At 62.7% G+C, this 15,644-nt stretch carries 13 protein-coding genes; 9 read left to right on the plus strand and 4 right to left on the minus strand.

The window, feature by feature from the left end; all coding sequences use genetic code 11:
• Nucleotides 1-31 precede the first annotated feature (31 nt).
• Nucleotides 32-1,336, plus strand: coding sequence for an efflux RND transporter periplasmic adaptor subunit (locus tag ACYG9V_RS01025; protein WP_023730773.1), 1,305 nt, complete (start codon nt 32-34; stop codon nt 1,334-1,336).
• On the plus strand, nt 1,333-4,416 hold the full coding sequence (locus ACYG9V_RS01030; protein WP_023693710.1) for an efflux RND transporter permease subunit: 3,084 nt from the start codon (nt 1,333-1,335) through the stop codon (nt 4,414-4,416). The genes ACYG9V_RS01025 and ACYG9V_RS01030 overlap by 4 nt, the downstream gene beginning before the upstream one ends.
• Before the next feature lie 164 nt (nt 4,417-4,580).
• Here the strand turns inward: ACYG9V_RS01030 and ACYG9V_RS01035 are convergent, their stop codons facing one another.
• Complete coding sequence (locus ACYG9V_RS01035) at nt 4,581-5,042, minus strand: L,D-transpeptidase (RefSeq protein WP_023730774.1); 462 nt, start codon at nt 5,040-5,042, stop codon at nt 4,581-4,583.
• A gap of 329 nt (nt 5,043-5,371) precedes the next feature.
• Here ACYG9V_RS01035 and ACYG9V_RS01040 point away from each other — a divergent pair, with 329 nt between their 5' ends.
• Both ACYG9V_RS01040 and ACYG9V_RS01045 read left to right on the plus strand, forming a co-directional pair.
• Nucleotides 5,372-5,704 (plus strand): hypothetical protein, encoded by a 333-nt coding sequence (locus ACYG9V_RS01040; protein ID WP_023713277.1) that lies wholly within the window; start codon nt 5,372-5,374, stop codon nt 5,702-5,704.
• A gap of 33 nt (nt 5,705-5,737) precedes the next feature.
• Nucleotides 5,738-5,908: a hypothetical protein gene (locus ACYG9V_RS01045; RefSeq protein WP_023670062.1), complete on the plus strand. Its 171-nt coding sequence runs from the start codon at nt 5,738-5,740 to the stop codon at nt 5,906-5,908.
• 71 nt (nt 5,909-5,979) lie between these two features.
• Here the strand turns inward: ACYG9V_RS01045 and ACYG9V_RS01050 are convergent, their stop codons facing one another.
• Nucleotides 5,980-6,684, minus strand: a complete 705-nt coding sequence (locus tag ACYG9V_RS01050; protein ID WP_023670063.1) for a response regulator transcription factor — start codon at nt 6,682-6,684, stop codon at nt 5,980-5,982.
• Nucleotides 6,685-6,778: 94 nt separating this feature from the next.
• Between ACYG9V_RS01050 and ACYG9V_RS01055 the strand changes: the two genes are divergently transcribed.
• Both ACYG9V_RS01055 and ACYG9V_RS01060 read left to right on the plus strand, forming a co-directional pair.
• Entirely contained in the window at nt 6,779-7,507 is a 729-nt protein-coding gene (locus ACYG9V_RS01055; protein WP_023670064.1) for a response regulator, read from the plus strand.
• Nucleotides 7,508-7,729: 222 nt separating this feature from the next.
• Nucleotides 7,730-9,820, plus strand: coding sequence for a hybrid sensor histidine kinase/response regulator (locus tag ACYG9V_RS01060; protein WP_023670065.1), 2,091 nt, complete (start codon nt 7,730-7,732; stop codon nt 9,818-9,820).
• A gap of 235 nt (nt 9,821-10,055) precedes the next feature.
• On the opposite strand, the gene ACYG9V_RS01065 is transcribed toward ACYG9V_RS01060, so the two are convergent.
• Nucleotides 10,056-10,436 carry a hypothetical protein gene (locus ACYG9V_RS01065; RefSeq protein ID WP_023670066.1) on the minus strand — a complete coding sequence of 127 codons (381 nt, stop codon included), beginning with the start codon at nt 10,434-10,436 and terminating at the stop codon, nt 10,056-10,058.
• A 503-nt stretch (nt 10,437-10,939) separates the two neighbouring features.
• Here ACYG9V_RS01065 and ACYG9V_RS01070 point away from each other — a divergent pair.
• Entirely contained in the window at nt 10,940-12,142 is a 1,203-nt protein-coding gene (locus ACYG9V_RS01070) for an aromatic ring-hydroxylating oxygenase subunit alpha (RefSeq protein ID WP_352765100.1), read from the plus strand.
• A gap of 15 nt (nt 12,143-12,157) precedes the next feature.
• On the opposite strand, the gene ACYG9V_RS01075 is transcribed toward ACYG9V_RS01070, so the two are convergent.
• On the minus strand, nt 12,158-13,570 hold the full coding sequence (locus ACYG9V_RS01075) for an aminotransferase (protein ID WP_023670068.1): 1,413 nt from the start codon (nt 13,568-13,570) through the stop codon (nt 12,158-12,160).
• Between the two features lie 292 nt (nt 13,571-13,862).
• Between ACYG9V_RS01075 and ACYG9V_RS01080 the strand changes: the two genes are divergently transcribed.
• A complete protein-coding gene (locus ACYG9V_RS01080) occupies nt 13,863-14,780 on the plus strand; it encodes an ABC transporter permease (protein WP_023701363.1) in 918 nt (305 codons plus the stop codon).
• On the plus strand, nt 14,777-15,601 hold the full coding sequence (locus ACYG9V_RS01085; protein WP_023690125.1) for an ABC transporter permease: 825 nt from the start codon (nt 14,777-14,779) through the stop codon (nt 15,599-15,601). The genes ACYG9V_RS01080 and ACYG9V_RS01085 overlap by 4 nt, the downstream gene beginning before the upstream one ends.
• Nucleotides 15,602-15,644: the final 43 nt, after the last annotated feature.

The raw sequence follows: 15,644 nt of genomic DNA on the forward strand, positions 1-15,644 counted from the left end.
TTTTGCCGGAAACCGGCCGAGGGGACAGTTCGTGAAGCGCTTCATCTCTATCACCGCAATTCTGCTTCTGCTCGCTCTGGTGTGCGTCGGCGTTGTCGGCTTCAACCTGTTCCGCGACAACGCTATCAAACAGTATTTCGCCACCATGAAGCCGCCGGCGACGACCGTATCGACGGTTGTCGTCAAGCCTTCCGACTGGACGCCGGGCGTCGAGGCGATCGGCACGGTACGCGCCGTGCGCGGTGTCGACCTTACCGTCGAGACCAGCGGCATCGTCAAGGACATCCTTTTCCACGCCAACCAGAAGGTGCCTGTCGATTCGGTCCTGCTGCAGCTCGACGATGCCGTCGAACGCGCGGATCTCGTCGCGGCCAAGGCGCAGTCCGTGTCCGACAAGACGGCGCTCGAACGCGCGCTGGAACTGCAGCGGCGCGGCGTCGGAACGGATGCCACGCTCGACACCGCTCAAGCCGCTGCATCGGCCTCCGCCGCGCAGGTCAACAAGCTGCAGGCCGTGCTTGATCAGAAGCAGCTGACGGCGCCGTTCGCCGGCACCGTGGGCATCCCCAAGATCGACCTCGGCCAATATCTCTCGCCCGGCAACGCAGTGGTGACCTTGCAGGATCTGGACACCATGCGGGTCGATTTCTCGGTACCCGAACAGCAGCTGCCGCTGCTCAAGATAGGCCAGGCGGTGCGGCTCGGCCTCGGCGGCACCGGCGGCGGCGCCGACATGCCGTTTGCCGGCTCCATTCGCGGCATCGATCCCAAGATCGACGCTTCAAGCCGCCTGGTGTCCGTCCGCGGCGAGGTCGCCAACCCTGACGGCAAGCTGACGCCCGGCCAGTTCGTCCAGGTTCGCGTCGAGCTGCCGCAGGAGAAAAACATTCTGTCCTTGCCGCAGACGGCATTGACGTCGAGCCTCTATGGCGACTTCGTCTTCGTCGTCGTTCCGGCGAAGCCGGCGGAAGGCGCCCCGGCCGCGAAACCCGGGGAAAAGCCTGCCGCAGGGGCCGACGCGGCAAAGCCGGCGGCAGATGCAAAGCCGGCCGGCGCGAAACCGGCTGCCGAAGACGCCGCGGCGAAGCCCGCGGACAAGCCGGCTGTCGACCCCGCGAAGCCCGCGGCAGAACCGGAAAAGCCGGCGCTCGTGCTGTCGCAGGTGTTCGTGAAGCCCGGCCGCCGCAACGACGGCATGGTCGAGATCGTCGAGGGCATCAAGGCCGGTGACGAGGTCGTCACCGCCGGTCAGAACCGTCTCTTCAACGGCATGTCCGTTGCTGTCGACAACACCATTGACCCCAGCAAGTCGGCGAACCAGCAGGCTCAGCAATGAACTTTTCCGACATCTTCATTCGCCGGCCGGTCCTCTCCACCGTCCTCGCCTGCATGATCCTGCTCCTGGGTTTCCAGGGCATCTTCAACCTGTCGATCCGGCAGTATCCCAAGGTTGACGAGACGGCGATCACCATCACCACCGCCTATCCCGGCGCCAGCGCCGACCTGATCCAGGGCTTCATCTCCGCCCCGATCGCGCGGGCCGTCGCCTCGACCGAGAACATCGACTACGTCACCTCGTCCAGCCGGCCGTCTTCGAGCACCGTGGTCGTCCAGATGAAGCTCGGCTCCAATCCGGATGTCGCGCTGACCGAGGTCCTGTCGAAAGTGCAGGGCGTACGCGGCACCTTGCCGGATGCATCCAAGGACCCGGTCATCGTCAAGGGCACCGGCCAAGAGTTCGCGATGATGTACATCTCGATGCAGAATCCGAACATGAGCAAGGAGCAGCTCACCGAATATATCGAGCGGGTGGTGCGGCCGCGCATGTCGACGGTCGAAGGTGTCGCCGACGTGCAGATCTTCGGCGCCGAGGAATATTCGATGCGGGTCTGGATCGACCCGGTCAAGCTTGCTGCGCGTGGCGTCACCGCCGCCGAAGTGCTGGCGGCGATCAACAACTCCAACTTCCTGTCGGCGCCCGGCAACACCGAGAACGAATATGTCGTCTCCTCGATCACGGTTCGCTCGACGCTGCAGACGCCTGAGGCCTTTGCCGAGCTTCCGCTGCGCTCGACGGACGGCCAGGTGGTGCGCTTGCGCGACGTGGCGCGAGTCGAGCTTGCCGCCGAGAGCACCGACACGAGGGTGAGCTTCAATGGCAAGCCCGGCACCTTCCTCGCCATCTTCCCGACGCCGGCCGCCAACCCGCTGACAACGGCGGAGGCGATCCACAAGATCGTGCCTTTGATTCAAGAGACGCTGCCGAAAGGCATGACCATCGAAATCGTCTACGATTCCACCGAACAGATCAGCGCCTCGATCGATGAAGTGTTCAAGACCATCGCCGAAGCCGTCGCCATCGTCGTCGTGGTCATCCTGTTGTTCCTCGGCTCATTCCGCTCGGTGATGATGCCGATCGTGACCATCCCGCTGTCGCTGGTCGGCGTCTGCTTTCTTTTGTTTGCGGTCGGCTATTCGATCAACCTTCTGTCGCTGCTGGCCATGGTGCTGGCCATCGGCCTTGTCGTCGACGACGCTATCGTGGTGGTGGAGAACATCCATCGCCACATGGAGGAGGACCACATGTCGCCGATGCAGGCGGCCTTCAACGGCATGCGCGAGATTTTCTCCGCCATCGTGGCCATGACCATCACGCTCGCCGCCGTGTTCGCGCCGCTGGCCTTCACCGGCGGCCTGACCGGCGCGCTGTTCCGCGAGTTCGCGGTGACGCTCGCCGGTTCGGTGGTGCTGTCCGGCCTCATAGCCGTCACCATCACGCCGATGATGGCGGCGCGTCTGCTCAAGACGGGATCGCACAGTCGCTTCCAGCGCGTCGTCGACGGAACCTTCAGCCGTGTCGAGCATGTCTATGAGCGGGCGGTCACCGCCTCCTTGAGAAATCGACCGGTGACGCTGCTGATGGTCGTGGCGCTGGTTGCGCTCACCGGCTTCATGTTCACCAAGACCTCGAGCGAACTGGCGCCGGAAGAGGACCAGGGCTTCCTCTTGTCTATCGTGACGGCACCGCGCTACGCGACCTCGGACTACACCGAGACCTACGTCAACCAGATCCTCGGCCTGGTGAAGGACATTCCCGAAACCAGGGCGCAATTCTCCGCCGTTGCCTTTGGCGGCGCCACCAACGGCGCCTTTGTCGGCTTCGCCTTCAAGGATTGGGCCGAGCGCCAGCGCAACTCAAAGGAGCTTCAAGCCGATATCCAGGGACGCCTCGGCAAGGTGGCCGGCGTCGAGGCCTTCGTCTTCGCGCCGCCGACGCTGCCGGGCTCCGGCGGCGGCCTGCCGATCTCCATGGTGGTGCGCTCGACCGGTGGTTCCGCCGAGGTCTACGAGGCGGCCGAGCAGATTAAGAACAAGGCGCAGGCCTCCGGCCGCTTCATCGTCGTGCAAAACTCGATGTCCTTTGACGCTCCGCAGGTGACGGTGACCATCGACCGCGACCGCGCGGCGGCTCTCAACCTGCCGATCGCCGACATCGGCCAGACGCTGACGCTGCTGGTCGGCGGCGCCGAAGTGGCTCAGTTCGACCGCGACTCCAACAGCTACGACATCATCCCGCAGGTGCCGAAGGAATTCCGCGACAATCCCGAGAAGCTCGGCGAATATTTCGTGCGTAGCGTGACCGGCGAAATGGTGCCGCTTTCAGCGGTAGTGAAGATTTCGACCAACGCCGCGCCGGCCGCGATCGAGCAGTTCAACCAGCTGAACTCGGCGACGATATCAGCGCTGCCGCTTCCCGGCGTCACCACGGGCGACGGGCTGCAGACCCTGGAGAACCTTGCCAAGGAGAGCCTGCCCGATACCTTCTTCATCGATTATTCCGGCCAGTCCCGGCAGGAGAAGGAGCAGGGCAACACGATCCTTATCGCGTTCGCAGCCGCCGTAATCGTCATCTATCTGGTGCTGGCGGCGCAGTTCGAAAGCTTCCGCGACCCGCTGATCATCATGATGGCGGTGCCACTGTCGATCTTTGGCGCCATCGTGCCGCTCAATCTGGGGCTTGGAACGCTCAATATCTACACGCAGGTCGGCCTGATCACACTGATAGGTCTGATCACCAAGCATGGCATTCTTCTGGTCGAGTTCGCCAACCAGCAGCGCGAGCTGCATGGCATGAGGCGGCGCGATGCGATCGTCGCCTCGGCCAAGGTGCGCTTGCGGCCGATCCTGATGACGACAGCGGCGATGGCGCTCGGCGTCGTGCCGCTGATCGTGTCCAGTGGTGCTGGTGCGGCGGCGCGCTATTCGATGGGCCTCGTGATCTTCACCGGCATCCTGGTCGGAACCATGTTCACCCTGTTCGTGGTGCCGATGTTCTACACCTTCATCGCCAGCAAGGACCTGCCGCACCACGCCGAAAAGCCAGACCCGAAGCTGATGCCGGTGCACGCGGACTGAGCTGCGAACGGCGTTAGCGAACAAACGAAAAGAGGCCGGAAATTTCCGGCCTCTTTTTTGACTGGATTGATTTACCGCGAAGCTCTGATGGAGCTTCAGGCGGGAACTTGCGGTGCGGCATGACCTGGCCGGCTGCGCTGCACCATCGCTCCAAACGCAGTCTGCTACTTGACGATGACGATGCTGGTGTTGGTCGGGCCGAAGGTTTCGACCAACTGGTAGAAGTCGGCGGCATTGTCGGGATGCAGCCGCACGCAGCCATGCGACGCCGGCCGTCCCAGCCGCTTGATGGCGTTGGTCGCATGCACGGCGTAGCCGCCGCTGAAGAAGACCGAGTGCGGCATCGGCGCGTTGTCGTATTTCTTCGAATGCCACATCTCGTGCATGCGGGTCGGCTTGAACGAGCCGGTCGGCGTGACATGCGCACTGTCGCCGGTCGAGACCTTCCAGGCGAAAGTCGGCCGGCCATCGACCAGCACTTCCATGGTCTGCTGCGACAGCGAAACACGCGCGACGATCTGGTTTGCCGCGGCATGGGCGGTGCTATTGGCAGCGCCAAGCAGAAGCGCGGCGCCGGCAGCGGCGGCGGCGACGTTGATGAGTTTGGCGGAAATGGCTTTGTACATGATGGCTCCTCTTTGCCGGTCCTGCCGGCGTCAATTCGGTGGCCGCCTTATCCCTGCGCCATGTTTCAGACTGACTTCGCTGAGGCTCGTTTGTGTTTCGAATCTGTTTCCTCTGGTTAACAAGCAAGGTGGACAAGGAGCGTGCTCCCGTCTTCGCTGCGCACTCCCGACACGCACCGCCCCCCAAACGAAAGTGCTGATGTCCTTATATGAAAGAAGATTGGCTTCGCTCGAAACCGACTTGCAACAAAGCGCGGCCCGGGCGGCATGATCTGGTTACAGGCTCACGGCAAAGTCATCCCAACGAGAACAGCCGGCGCCAACGAAAAATGAGCATCAAATCGACAACCCTGTCCTGGTACTTCAGGATAAGCATCGCCGCATTTGTCGTCGGCGGCATCGGCACAGTAGCCGGCACCCCGATGACGAAACTGGCGGTGATGAATTCGGGTGAGATTTCGACGCTGCATGCCGCGCTGTTCATAGCCTTGGTCTGGATTGTCTCCAGTCTGCGCATCAACCGTCTCAGGGCCCTCTGGCGGGTCGGCCTCGGGTTGAAGTGGATGCGCGGCCCCTCCGGCAACTTGCTGCCGAGAGGACCGAAGGCCCGCGTCGCAACGGGGGGCTCCGTGGGCGACGCGGGCACTTCGGGTTTATCCTGAAGCACCCGCGGTTCTGATTTTTGGGGACAACCGATGAAGACGAAATCTGCAGCCTCCGTGCTTTCGGTACTGCTCTATGCACAAGGCCTGCTCGGCTTTGCCGGTCTCGCCACGGTTCTCCTGAAGGACCGCGCGCATGCCGCCAGCGAAATCGTAGTCGCCAGCGAATTGCCGTCGGGACCATCGCTTCTGGTGGTGCGCTGACGCCTATGCATGGCGCCCGAGATTGCGCAGCTTTTTTGGGCGAGCCGAGGAACAATCCAGCCTCCCGACCCTCAGTCGGCGCGCTGCGTCGGCGGGTCGAACCGGTAGCCTGCGCCGCGTATAGTTGTGATGGTTTCGGTGTCGAGCTTGCGGCGCAGCCGCACGATGCGCGAATCGATCGAGCGGTCGAAGGCATCGGCATTTTCGGCGGGCGCCGCCGCAATGATGTCGTCGCGCGTCAGCACCTTGCGCGGGCTGGCCAGAAACAGCCTGAGCAGCGCCACCTGGCCCGGCGACAGCTGTTCTTCCGTACCCGAACGGTGCATGACGATGGCCGACCGCAAATCGACGGTGGCATTTTCCAGCACGATCAGTTCCTGGGCGGACCTGCCGCGCCGCGTCAGCAGGCCGCCGATGCGCGCGGCAAGCTCCCTGACATTGAGCGGACTTTCGACGACATCTGCGGCGCCAAGCTCGAGCGCCAGCACCTTGTCGACCAGATCGGCCGGCCGGCAGATCAGGATGAAATCCGGCCCCGCCTTCCCGTCCGCGCTCTGGCCGCCGCCATAACGCCTGAGCAGGTCCCGCCCTTCCGCCTGGCTGAGGCTGTCGCCGACGATGACGATATCGATGCCTCCGGCCGAAAGCAGGGATTCAGCTTCCCAGGGCTGCCGCGCCTCGCGCACGTCATGGCCGCGCCGGTCGAGATGATCGGCAAGATCGCCGGCCACCACATCGGCGACGGAAACCAGCGCGATGACGGATCGTGCAGCCATGTTTTTCTTCCCGTTCCCCCGCAACCGGATATGAGTGCTGGACATCATGTTTATACCCAATCTACTTTCCGCTGAAAGCGGGAGCGAGGCCATAGTGCGGGCACGGATTGTCATCGTCGAGGACGAGCCCGATCTCCGGGACGCGGTAGCCGAGTATCTCGGCGCCAACGGCTACGATGTGACCCAGGCCGGAAGCGCGGCCGAGGCGCGCGCCTTGCTGGAGACGGAATCGTTTCATTTGGCCATTCTCGACATCGCCATGCCGGGCGAGGACGGACTGTCGCTCGGCCGCTGGCTGCGCTCGAAAATACCGGTCGGCATCATCTATGCCACGGCTGCCGGCACCGCACTCGACCGCATTGTCGGGCTGGAGCTTGGCGCCGACGACTACATCGTCAAGCCCTACGAGTTGCGTGAGGTGCTGGCTCGTGTGCGCAGCGTGCTGCGCCGCGTTCCGCAGCCGAGCCCGCCCCAGGCGGCGAAGACACAAGCCGATGGCGGCCGCCGCCTGACCTTCGGCCCGTTCCAGGCCGACCTCGACGGCAGGCTTGTCACCGGCGCCAACGGCGCCGTCATCGACATGGCCAAGAGCGAGTTCGATGTGCTGGAGGTTTTCCTGACCCGCGCCAACCGGCTGTTGACGCGATCGGCGATCTCCGAGGCGATTGGTTTTGTTGAGGATCCTGAATCGTCGCGCGCCGTCGACATTCGCATCATGCGGCTGCGCAAGAAGATCGAAACCGATCCGGCCAATCCGAAATTTTTGCGCACAGTGCGCGGCGAAGGCTATATCTTCTCGCTGCCGACCGGTGACGGGCACTAGAGCAATTACAGGAAAAGTGTACGCGGTTTTCCGCCCGGAATTGCGTAAAAACAAAGAGATAGAGGCTTCTCCGTTTCCGTGAAACGGTGAAACGCTCTAGCAATTCCAGGAACAGTGCGTAGCGATTTCCGTTCGGGATTGCATTGAAACATGGAGCGTTTCACCTTTTTCGTGAAATGCTCCATAGCTGCCTAATTCGACGGCCCTTTACTGATGGCTGACATGACCGCTGAACCAGCACCACGTATGGACCCGCAAGGCGCTCGCCAGAGCGCCGCGATGGCGGCTGTGCGCGTCGTCCGCCGGTTGCGCGATGCCGGCGACTGGCAGCGCGAGATGGAAACCATCCTCGAAACGCTCTGCAGCGCCATGAATTGCCAGCGCGGCATCCTGTTCAGGCTGCGCGAATTGCCCGGCCAGGGCTTCGCCCAATCGGTCGCCGCCTACTGGATCGATCCTCGCTTCGGCGGCGAACTGGCTTCGCCGACGGTGATCATGCAGTCGATCGTCGATACCGATCCGCTGCTGGAGCGGATTGGAGAGGACGAGCGGCAAGGCAAGATCTTCGCCGGCCATACGCGCGATCTCGACGGGTTCCTCAGGGCCGATTTCGAAAAGCAGCACATCAAGTCGTTCCTGTCGGTATCGGTGTTCGCGCACGGTCATCTGTGGGGCACGTTCGCGGTCAATGACTGCCTAAACGAGCGCGAATGGACCGAAGAGGAAGAGGCGACGATGCACATCATCGCGCTCGCCATCGGCGACGCCATCGAGCACTCGCCGTCCGACGCCCATGCCAGCGAAGTCATCCGCCGCACCATGCTGCAGGCGTCGCTCGACGCCATCATCGTCATCGACGAGACCGGCTCGATCATCGAATTCAATCCGGCCGCCGAAAAGATGTTCGGCTATCAGCGCAGCGACATCCTCGGCAAGGACCTGCTCGATACCGTGGTGCCGGAATATTACCGCAAGGGCTATGTCTCGGGCGCCGAATACATGTCTGGCCGCGGCGCGCCGATGGTTGGCCAACGGCTTGAGACCGTGACACAGAATGCGGCCGGCGAGGTGTTTCCCATCGAATTGACGGCGACCGAGATGCGGGTGGCTGACCGTCAGCTCATCTTCGGTTCGATCCGCGATCTGCGCGATAAGCTGCGCGCCGAAGAAGAGATCAACCGCCAGCGCGAAAAACTGCACCAGAACGAGAAGATGGCGGCGATGGGTTCACTGCTGGCCGGTGTTTCGCACGAGCTCAACAACCCGCTCGCCGTGGTCGTTGCGCAGTCGACGCTGCTGCATGAATTCGCCACCGACCCGCAGACCAAGGTTCGCGCCGAGAAAGTGCGCGCCGCTGCCGAGCGCTGCGGCCGCATCGTCAAAAGCTTCCTGTCGATGGTGCGCCTGCATCCGGCGGCGCAGGCCGAGACCGATCTCAACCAGGTGATCCGCGCCGCACTCGAAGTAACCGCCTATGGCGCACGCTCGAGCGGCATCATCATCGACACCGATTTCGCGCCCGGCCCGCTGCTGGCGATGGCCGATGCCGACCACGTCACGCAGGTGGCCGCCAATTTCCTGATCAACAGCCAACACGCTCTGGCCGGTATCGGCGGCGACCGCCTGATCAAGGTGCGGACATTCCGCAGCGATCGCGGCAACCCCGGGTTTTCGGTCGAGGACAACGGACCGGGCATTCCCGAGGCGATCCGCAGCCGCATCTTCGAATCCTATTTCACCACCAAGCCGGTCGGCGTCGGCACCGGCATCGGCCTGTCGATCTCGAAATCGATCGTCGAGCGCCACAACGGCAATATCTGGTTCGAGGAGGTGCTGCCGCGTGGCGCGCGCTTCGTCGTCCAGCTGCCGGTAATCACCGGCGGCGCGGCAGCAGCCGGCGACAGCCCGGCTCGTTCCAGCGGCTTGCGCCATGCGCTGATCATCGACGACGAACCCGACGTCGCCGGCTCCCTCTCCGACATCCTGGAACTGATGGGTATCAAGTCGCGGGTCGTGCCGGCCTGGACGTCGGCGGCGGCGACCTTGACCGGCCACATGCCGCCAGACATCGTCTTTTCCGACTTGCGCATGCCCGGCACCAGCGGCATTGCCATCTACCGCGAATTGCTCGCCGACAACCTGGCGCTGGCCAAACGCTTCGTGCTGGTCACCGGCGACCTGATCGGCGCCAAGGCCGAGATCGAAGCCTTGCCGGCGCCGCAGCGCCCGCAAATCCTGGAAAAGCCGTTCTCGACGCTGGACGTCCGCGGCGTACTCTCGGCAATAGCCGACCAGGTCGCCGCCGCCGGCTAAGTTTTCGGAAGCACCCATGTAGGGTCTATCGAGATTCGGGTCAGGCCGAGTCGAGAATGGTGGTTCCCGAGAACCGGAGCGGAGCGTACTTGAAGTACGCGAGCACCGGAAGCGCAGGGAACCTCCATGCGCAGGCCGGCCTCACCCGAATATCGATAGGCCCTAAAAAAGAGGCTCCCGACCGAGGGAAGCGGCGGGAGCCAAGAACGAGCGCGGGAGGAAGCGCTCGGGAGGTTCAGAAAACGTTGGGTGTCGTGGTCAGCGGCGCTGCGTTGGCGATCATGCGGACGGAACGCGCCTTGTGCACGCCGGACTGGGCGGCGATGACGCGCAGGCACTCCGCGCTCTCGGCGCCCCAGGCCTGACCCTGGCAGGCAAAATCGATTTCCGGCTCCGGCAGCCGGGCGGTCTTGATGGTGGTCGGCGCGCCCTGGACAACATTGGCCGGCGGGTTGAGCGAAGCAAAAGCCGGACCGGAAGCCGGTGTCAGGAACATGACGGCCAGAGCGCAGGCGCCCAGCATGGAGAACATCGCAACCGGATGGTCGCTGGCGCGCTGACGCAGTGCCAGTTTGGCGCGTCGTTCGTTGCTAGTGATCTCGACTTTCGTATGCATTGCTGCTCCCCTTCGTTTTCTTATGAAAAGAACCTAAGCGCGCCTGGTAACGGGCGAATGATGCGCTTGGCTTGCCCGCGTAACAGGTTTGAAACAAGAAATTCGGGCATATCCGGACAGATCCGGTCATGTGCCGACGGCAAGATGCGTTTGCGAAGCTGTTTCATGCGGGCAATCAAATGTTGACGACAGGCGGGCCGCGAACGCACCAAGCCCGCTTCCTGTCGGCCGCACTATGAACAAGCTCACACTGCGGATCGAATTTGCGGACGCCAGGTATTTTCGTCTCGGAGCGGGCCGTGTTTGCAAGCTCGGCACGGCCAAATCCGCATGCCGGACAGCTATTTCACGCCCCCGGTTAACGCCCGGATATTCCGGGATTTTCTGGCTTTCAGCTGGTCCTGTTGTGCCGACTTGAAAAGTTGAGATTTCTACAAGCCATTGCATTTCAATGTAAAATATGGTTTTATTGAATGAGTATTCAATAAAAGAAGAGCTTTTTTATGAACCCGCATCTCCGTGACGTGGCGATCCCCAATGATTGGGACCGGCGGGGTCTGCCGGGCTGGAGTTATCACTCCGACGCGCTTCTCGAACTTGAGAAGGAATACGTCTTCCGCAACCATTGGCAGATCGCCGGCCATGTCTGCGACGTGCCGAATGCCGGCGACTATCTGACTATGGACGTGGTCGGCGAGCGGGCGCTCATCGTGCGCGGCAAGGACGGCGTCGTGCGCGCCTTCAACAACATGTGCCGGCATCGCGGCAGCCGCGTCGTCGCCGACAGCCAAGGCACCTGCAAGAACGCGCTGGTCTGCCCGTTCCATGGCTGGGTCTACAATCTCGACGGCACGCTGCGCGGCGCCGCCCGGCCGCGCTCCTTCCCCGAGCTCGACAAGACCGAATTCGGCCTGATGCCGCTCGACCTTGAGATATGGATGGGCTTCATCTTTGTCCACTTTCGCAAGGGCGGCCCGCAGCCTTCGGTGGCCGAACTGTTGAAGCCGATCGAGGCCGAGATGGCACACTACAACGTGGCCGAGATGGTGCCGTCCTGGGGCATCTCGACACAGAAAACGCCGGTCAACTGGAAGTCGGTGCGCGACGTCGACAATGAAGGCTACCACGTCGCCATGGCGCATCCGGCGCTGCAGGATCTCTACGGCTCGACCTATTTCGACGAGCCGTTCATCAACGGCGTGTCGCGCTCGTTTGCCACCTACAATCCGCATGCCGGCCGGCGCTGGAGCGTGCGCGAATACATCAAGCTCACGCCCGATGCCTCACACCTGCCGGAGCATCTGCGCAGGGCCTGGATCTATTACGGCATCTTCCCCAACAACGCGCTGTCGATCATGCCGGAATCGGTGCAGTTCTATCAGGAGTTCCCGCTGTCGACCGGCGAGACGCTGCTGCGCGGCGCCATCTACCGCTACCCCGACGAGACCCGGGAACAGGCGGCAGCCCGCTATCTCGCCTACCGCATCGACCGCGATACCATGAACGAGGACGTGCAGCTTTCCGTCTGGTCAAACGAGTCCATGATCTCGGAGGCCTTCGAGGGTTTTTATCTCTCCGACCTCGAATACGGTGTGCGCACCCACCACGACCATCTGCGCAAGCAGATCCCGGTGCTGGGCCTGGAGACGGCGCCGGAGGAGAAGGACATGTGGAACCTCAATGAGGCTATGCGCTCGCAGGTGTAGGGGCGGAACTGCCAGTCACCCCTGCCACACGCCCTCTTTGCGCAGATCATCCATGGTCCGCGAAATGCCTTCGCGCAGGATCGCCACCATGTCGTCGATCTGCTCTCGCGTGATGATCAGCGGCGGCGACATCACGCACATGTTGATCAGCGGCCGGACCAGGAGGCCGAGTTCGTGGCAATGCGCGTCGATGCGCTTGCCGACATCCTTGTCGAGCTGCAGCGGATCCTTGCTTTCGCGGTCGGCTACGCACTCGACGCAGCCCATCAGGCCCATGCCGCGGACTTCGCCAACCAGCGGCAGTTCCTCCAGCGTCTTCAACTGCGCCTGGAAATAGGGCGCGACATCGCGCGTGTGGGCCAGCACGCTGTCTTCCAGGATATCGAGGTTCTTCAGCGCCACCGCGCAGCCGATGGGATGACTGGTATAGGTCAGGCCATGGCCGAACATCGCATCGGGATGGTTGGAACGGCGCATTTCCTGAAGCAGCCGCTCCGAGATGATGACGCCGCCAAGCGGGAAATAGCCTGATGTAACGCCCTTGGCGAAGGTGATCATGTCGGGGTCGATGCCGAAGCCATCGCCGGAGGCAAAGACATGGCCGAGCCGCCCGAAGCCGGTCACCACCTCATCGGAGATATAGAGGATATCGTTGTCCCTGCAGATTTCGCGAATGCGCTTGAGATAGCCATCCGGCGGCACGACGACGCCGCCGGATGCCTGCACCGGTTCGCCGACGAAAGCACCGATCTTCTCTGCGCCGACGCGGGCGACCGTATCGCGAAACTGATCGACCAGGAAATCGCAGAAGGCGGCGATGTCAATGCCTTTCGGCCGCCGGAACGGGTCTGGCGAGGACAGTTTGACGACCAGATCGTCGGCGCCGTCCATCCAGTCGCGGTCGCGCGGCCGCCCGTTGAGCGAGGCCGACAGATAGGTCGAGCCGTGATAGGCGCCGCCGCGGCTGAGGATCAGCTTCTTTTCCGGCCGCCCGCGCACATTGTTGTAGAACTGCATGAAGCGCAGCGCCGTCTCGACAGCCGACGATCCGCCGGTGGTGAAGAAGGTATGGCTGAGATCGCCCGGCGCATGATCGGCGAGGCGCTTGGCGAGCTCGGCCGACGGCGCATTCATCGTATACCAGGGCGTGTTGTAGGACAGCATCATCGCCTGGTCGTACATCACCCTGGCCAGCTCCTCGCGGCGGTGGCCGACATTGATGCACCACATGCCGGCCGGCCCGTCGATCAGTCGCTTGCCTGTTACATCGGTGATGTAGATGCCATCGCCCTCGCCAATCAGCGCACGCGCTTCATTGCCGACCGAGCCGGCATAAGGCCAGGGCTGGATGAGATGGCGCTTGGCCAGCTCGACCGCATCGCCACCGTCAGCCATTTCCATCGCTCTTAGGTCTCTTGCAGCCGCCATCATTGCCTCGCATCGTCTGAGCGTAATTTCACCGGACAGAAAGCGAAGCGCCAAGGGCAGGAAAGCCGGCTTTCTTCACTTCATTTTGAATGTCCGTTCAATCAATATTACAGAAATAGCGCTTGATTTCAATGCACGGATGCGCTCATGATGAAAGAAAGCCGGCAAGCTTGGAGCGCAACCAGCAAAGCGCGCTCCGCAAAAATTGGGAACAGGCAGCCGGCCCGGTCGATGGGAGCATCATGGCGGAACAGTTCGAGCCAGCAACCGAGATCACGCCCGGGTCGCTGCAATGACGGTAGCTGCCGAAGGGGTGCCCACGCGGCGCATGACGCGAGCAAGGCGAAACGCCCTTCTGCAGTCCGAGTCCGTCCAGGGCCTTGCCCTGATCAGCCCGACCTTGGTCTACGCTTTGATCCTGCTGCTCGTGCCGATCCTGGTGGTCTTCGCCCACTCCTTCTGGACGCAGAACTACCTCACCATCGACCATACATTCACGCTGGAGAATTATCGCATCGCGCTGACCGAGCCGATCTACCGCGATCTGCTCTGGCGCTCGCTCTACATTTCGCTGACGGTGAGCTTTTTCACCGTCATCCTCGCCTATCCGATCGCCTATTTCATTTCGTTCCATGGCGGCCGCCACAAGAGCCTGTGGCTGTTCCTGATCACCATCCCGTTCTGGACCAGCTATCTCCTGCGCGTGATGTCATGGAAAGTCATCCTCGGCTATAATGGCGTGCTGAATTCCGGCCTGATGGGCCTCGGCATCATCGACGAACCATCGACCGCGCTACTCTACAATTCCAGCGCCGTCATCATCACGCTCACACACGCCTGGGCGGCCTTCGCCATCCTGCCGATCTTCGTTTCGCTCGAGAAGGTCGACCGCACCTTGGTCGAGGCTGCCACCGATCTTGGCGACGGCCCGCTGCGCTCCTTCCTGCGCGTGACGCTGCCGCTGTCGGCGCCGGGCGTCATCTCGGCCGCTCTCATCGTCATGATCCCCACCGTCGGCGACTACGTCACCCCAAGGCTGGTCGGCGGCAAGGATGGCGTGATGATCGCCAATGCCATCGAGTCGCAGTTCCATAAGGCCTCCAACTGGCCACTCGGCGCGGCACTGTCCGTGACCACCATGCTGGTCGTGACGCTGATGGCGGGCGCCACCGTGCTCATCATCCGCGCGCTGCAGAGGCTGGCGCGATGACAGCGAGGCGGCGCCTTTTCCCCGGCGGCTGGCTGTCCGCCTACGCCCTCCTCTACGTCGTCTTTCTCTATCTGCCGGTGATCTTCCTGCCGATCTTCTCGATCAACACCGCGCCGACGCCAAAATTTCCTCTCACCGGCTATACGCTGAAATGGTACCAAGACCTGCCGAAGACGCCGGCGCTGCTTGACGCCGCCTGGAACAGCCTGATCGTCGGTATCTCGGCATCGGTGCTGTCGACGCTGCTCGGCATCCTCGCCGCCCGCTCGATTACCCGCTACCGCTATCCCGGCCGCCGCACAATCAATGGCCTGATCATGGCGCCGCTGGTGCTGCCGGAAATCATCCTCGCCATCTCCATGCTGCTGGTCATGCTGCAGTTAGGCCTGAGCCTGTCGCTGTTCACCGTCGTGCTCGGCCATGTCCTGATCTGCATTCCCTATTCGATGACGGTGCTGACCGCCGGTTTCGAGGGCTTCGACCGCAGCCTCGAAGAAGCCTCCGCCGATCTCGGCGAGAGTGCCTTCGGCACCTTCCGGCGGGTGACGCTGCCGATGGTAGCGCCGGCGATCATTTCCAGCCTCCTGGTCTGCTTCACCATCTCGCTCGACGAGTTCGTCATCGCTTTCTTCCTGACCGGCACCGAGACGACGCTGCCGATCTATATCTGGGGCCAGTTGCGCTTTGCCGCCAAGCTGCCGGGTGTGTTGGCGCTGGGCACGCTGCTGCTGGTTGCCTCTTTCGTTTTGATGACCGTTGCCGAGATCCTGCGCCGCCATGCGGCCAGACGCACCCAGAGCGAGGGAGGCCTCTATGCCTGAGCAGTCCCGGGCCGAACGGCCTCAGGATGAGCCATCCAAGCAA

This window comes from Mesorhizobium sp. W016, from assembly GCF_054719485.1.

Coding starts and splice junctions, on each gene's coding strand:
- ACYG9V_RS01030 (WP_023693710.1), top strand. CDS start 1,333: ATGAACTTTTCCGACATCTTCATTCGCCGGCCGGTCCTCTCCACCGTC.
- ACYG9V_RS01035 (WP_023730774.1), bottom strand. CDS start 5,042: ATGTACAAAGCCATTTCCGCCAAACTCATCAACGTCGCCGCCGCCGCT.
- ACYG9V_RS01040 (WP_023713277.1), top strand. CDS start 5,372: ATGAGCATCAAATCGACAACCCTGTCCTGGTACTTCAGGATAAGCATC.
- ACYG9V_RS01045 (WP_023670062.1), top strand. CDS start 5,738: ATGAAGACGAAATCTGCAGCCTCCGTGCTTTCGGTACTGCTCTATGCA.
- ACYG9V_RS01050 (WP_023670063.1), bottom strand. CDS start 6,684: ATGGCTGCACGATCCGTCATCGCGCTGGTTTCCGTCGCCGATGTGGTG.
- ACYG9V_RS01060 (WP_023670065.1), top strand. CDS start 7,730: ATGACCGCTGAACCAGCACCACGTATGGACCCGCAAGGCGCTCGCCAG.
- ACYG9V_RS01065 (WP_023670066.1), bottom strand. CDS start 10,436: ATGCATACGAAAGTCGAGATCACTAGCAACGAACGACGCGCCAAACTG.
- ACYG9V_RS01070 (WP_352765100.1), top strand. CDS start 10,940: ATGAACCCGCATCTCCGTGACGTGGCGATCCCCAATGATTGGGACCGG.
- ACYG9V_RS01075 (WP_023670068.1), bottom strand. CDS start 13,570: ATGGCGGCTGCAAGAGACCTAAGAGCGATGGAAATGGCTGACGGTGGC.
- ACYG9V_RS01080 (WP_023701363.1), top strand. CDS start 13,863: ATGACGGTAGCTGCCGAAGGGGTGCCCACGCGGCGCATGACGCGAGCA.
- ACYG9V_RS01085 (WP_023690125.1), top strand. CDS start 14,777: ATGACAGCGAGGCGGCGCCTTTTCCCCGGCGGCTGGCTGTCCGCCTAC.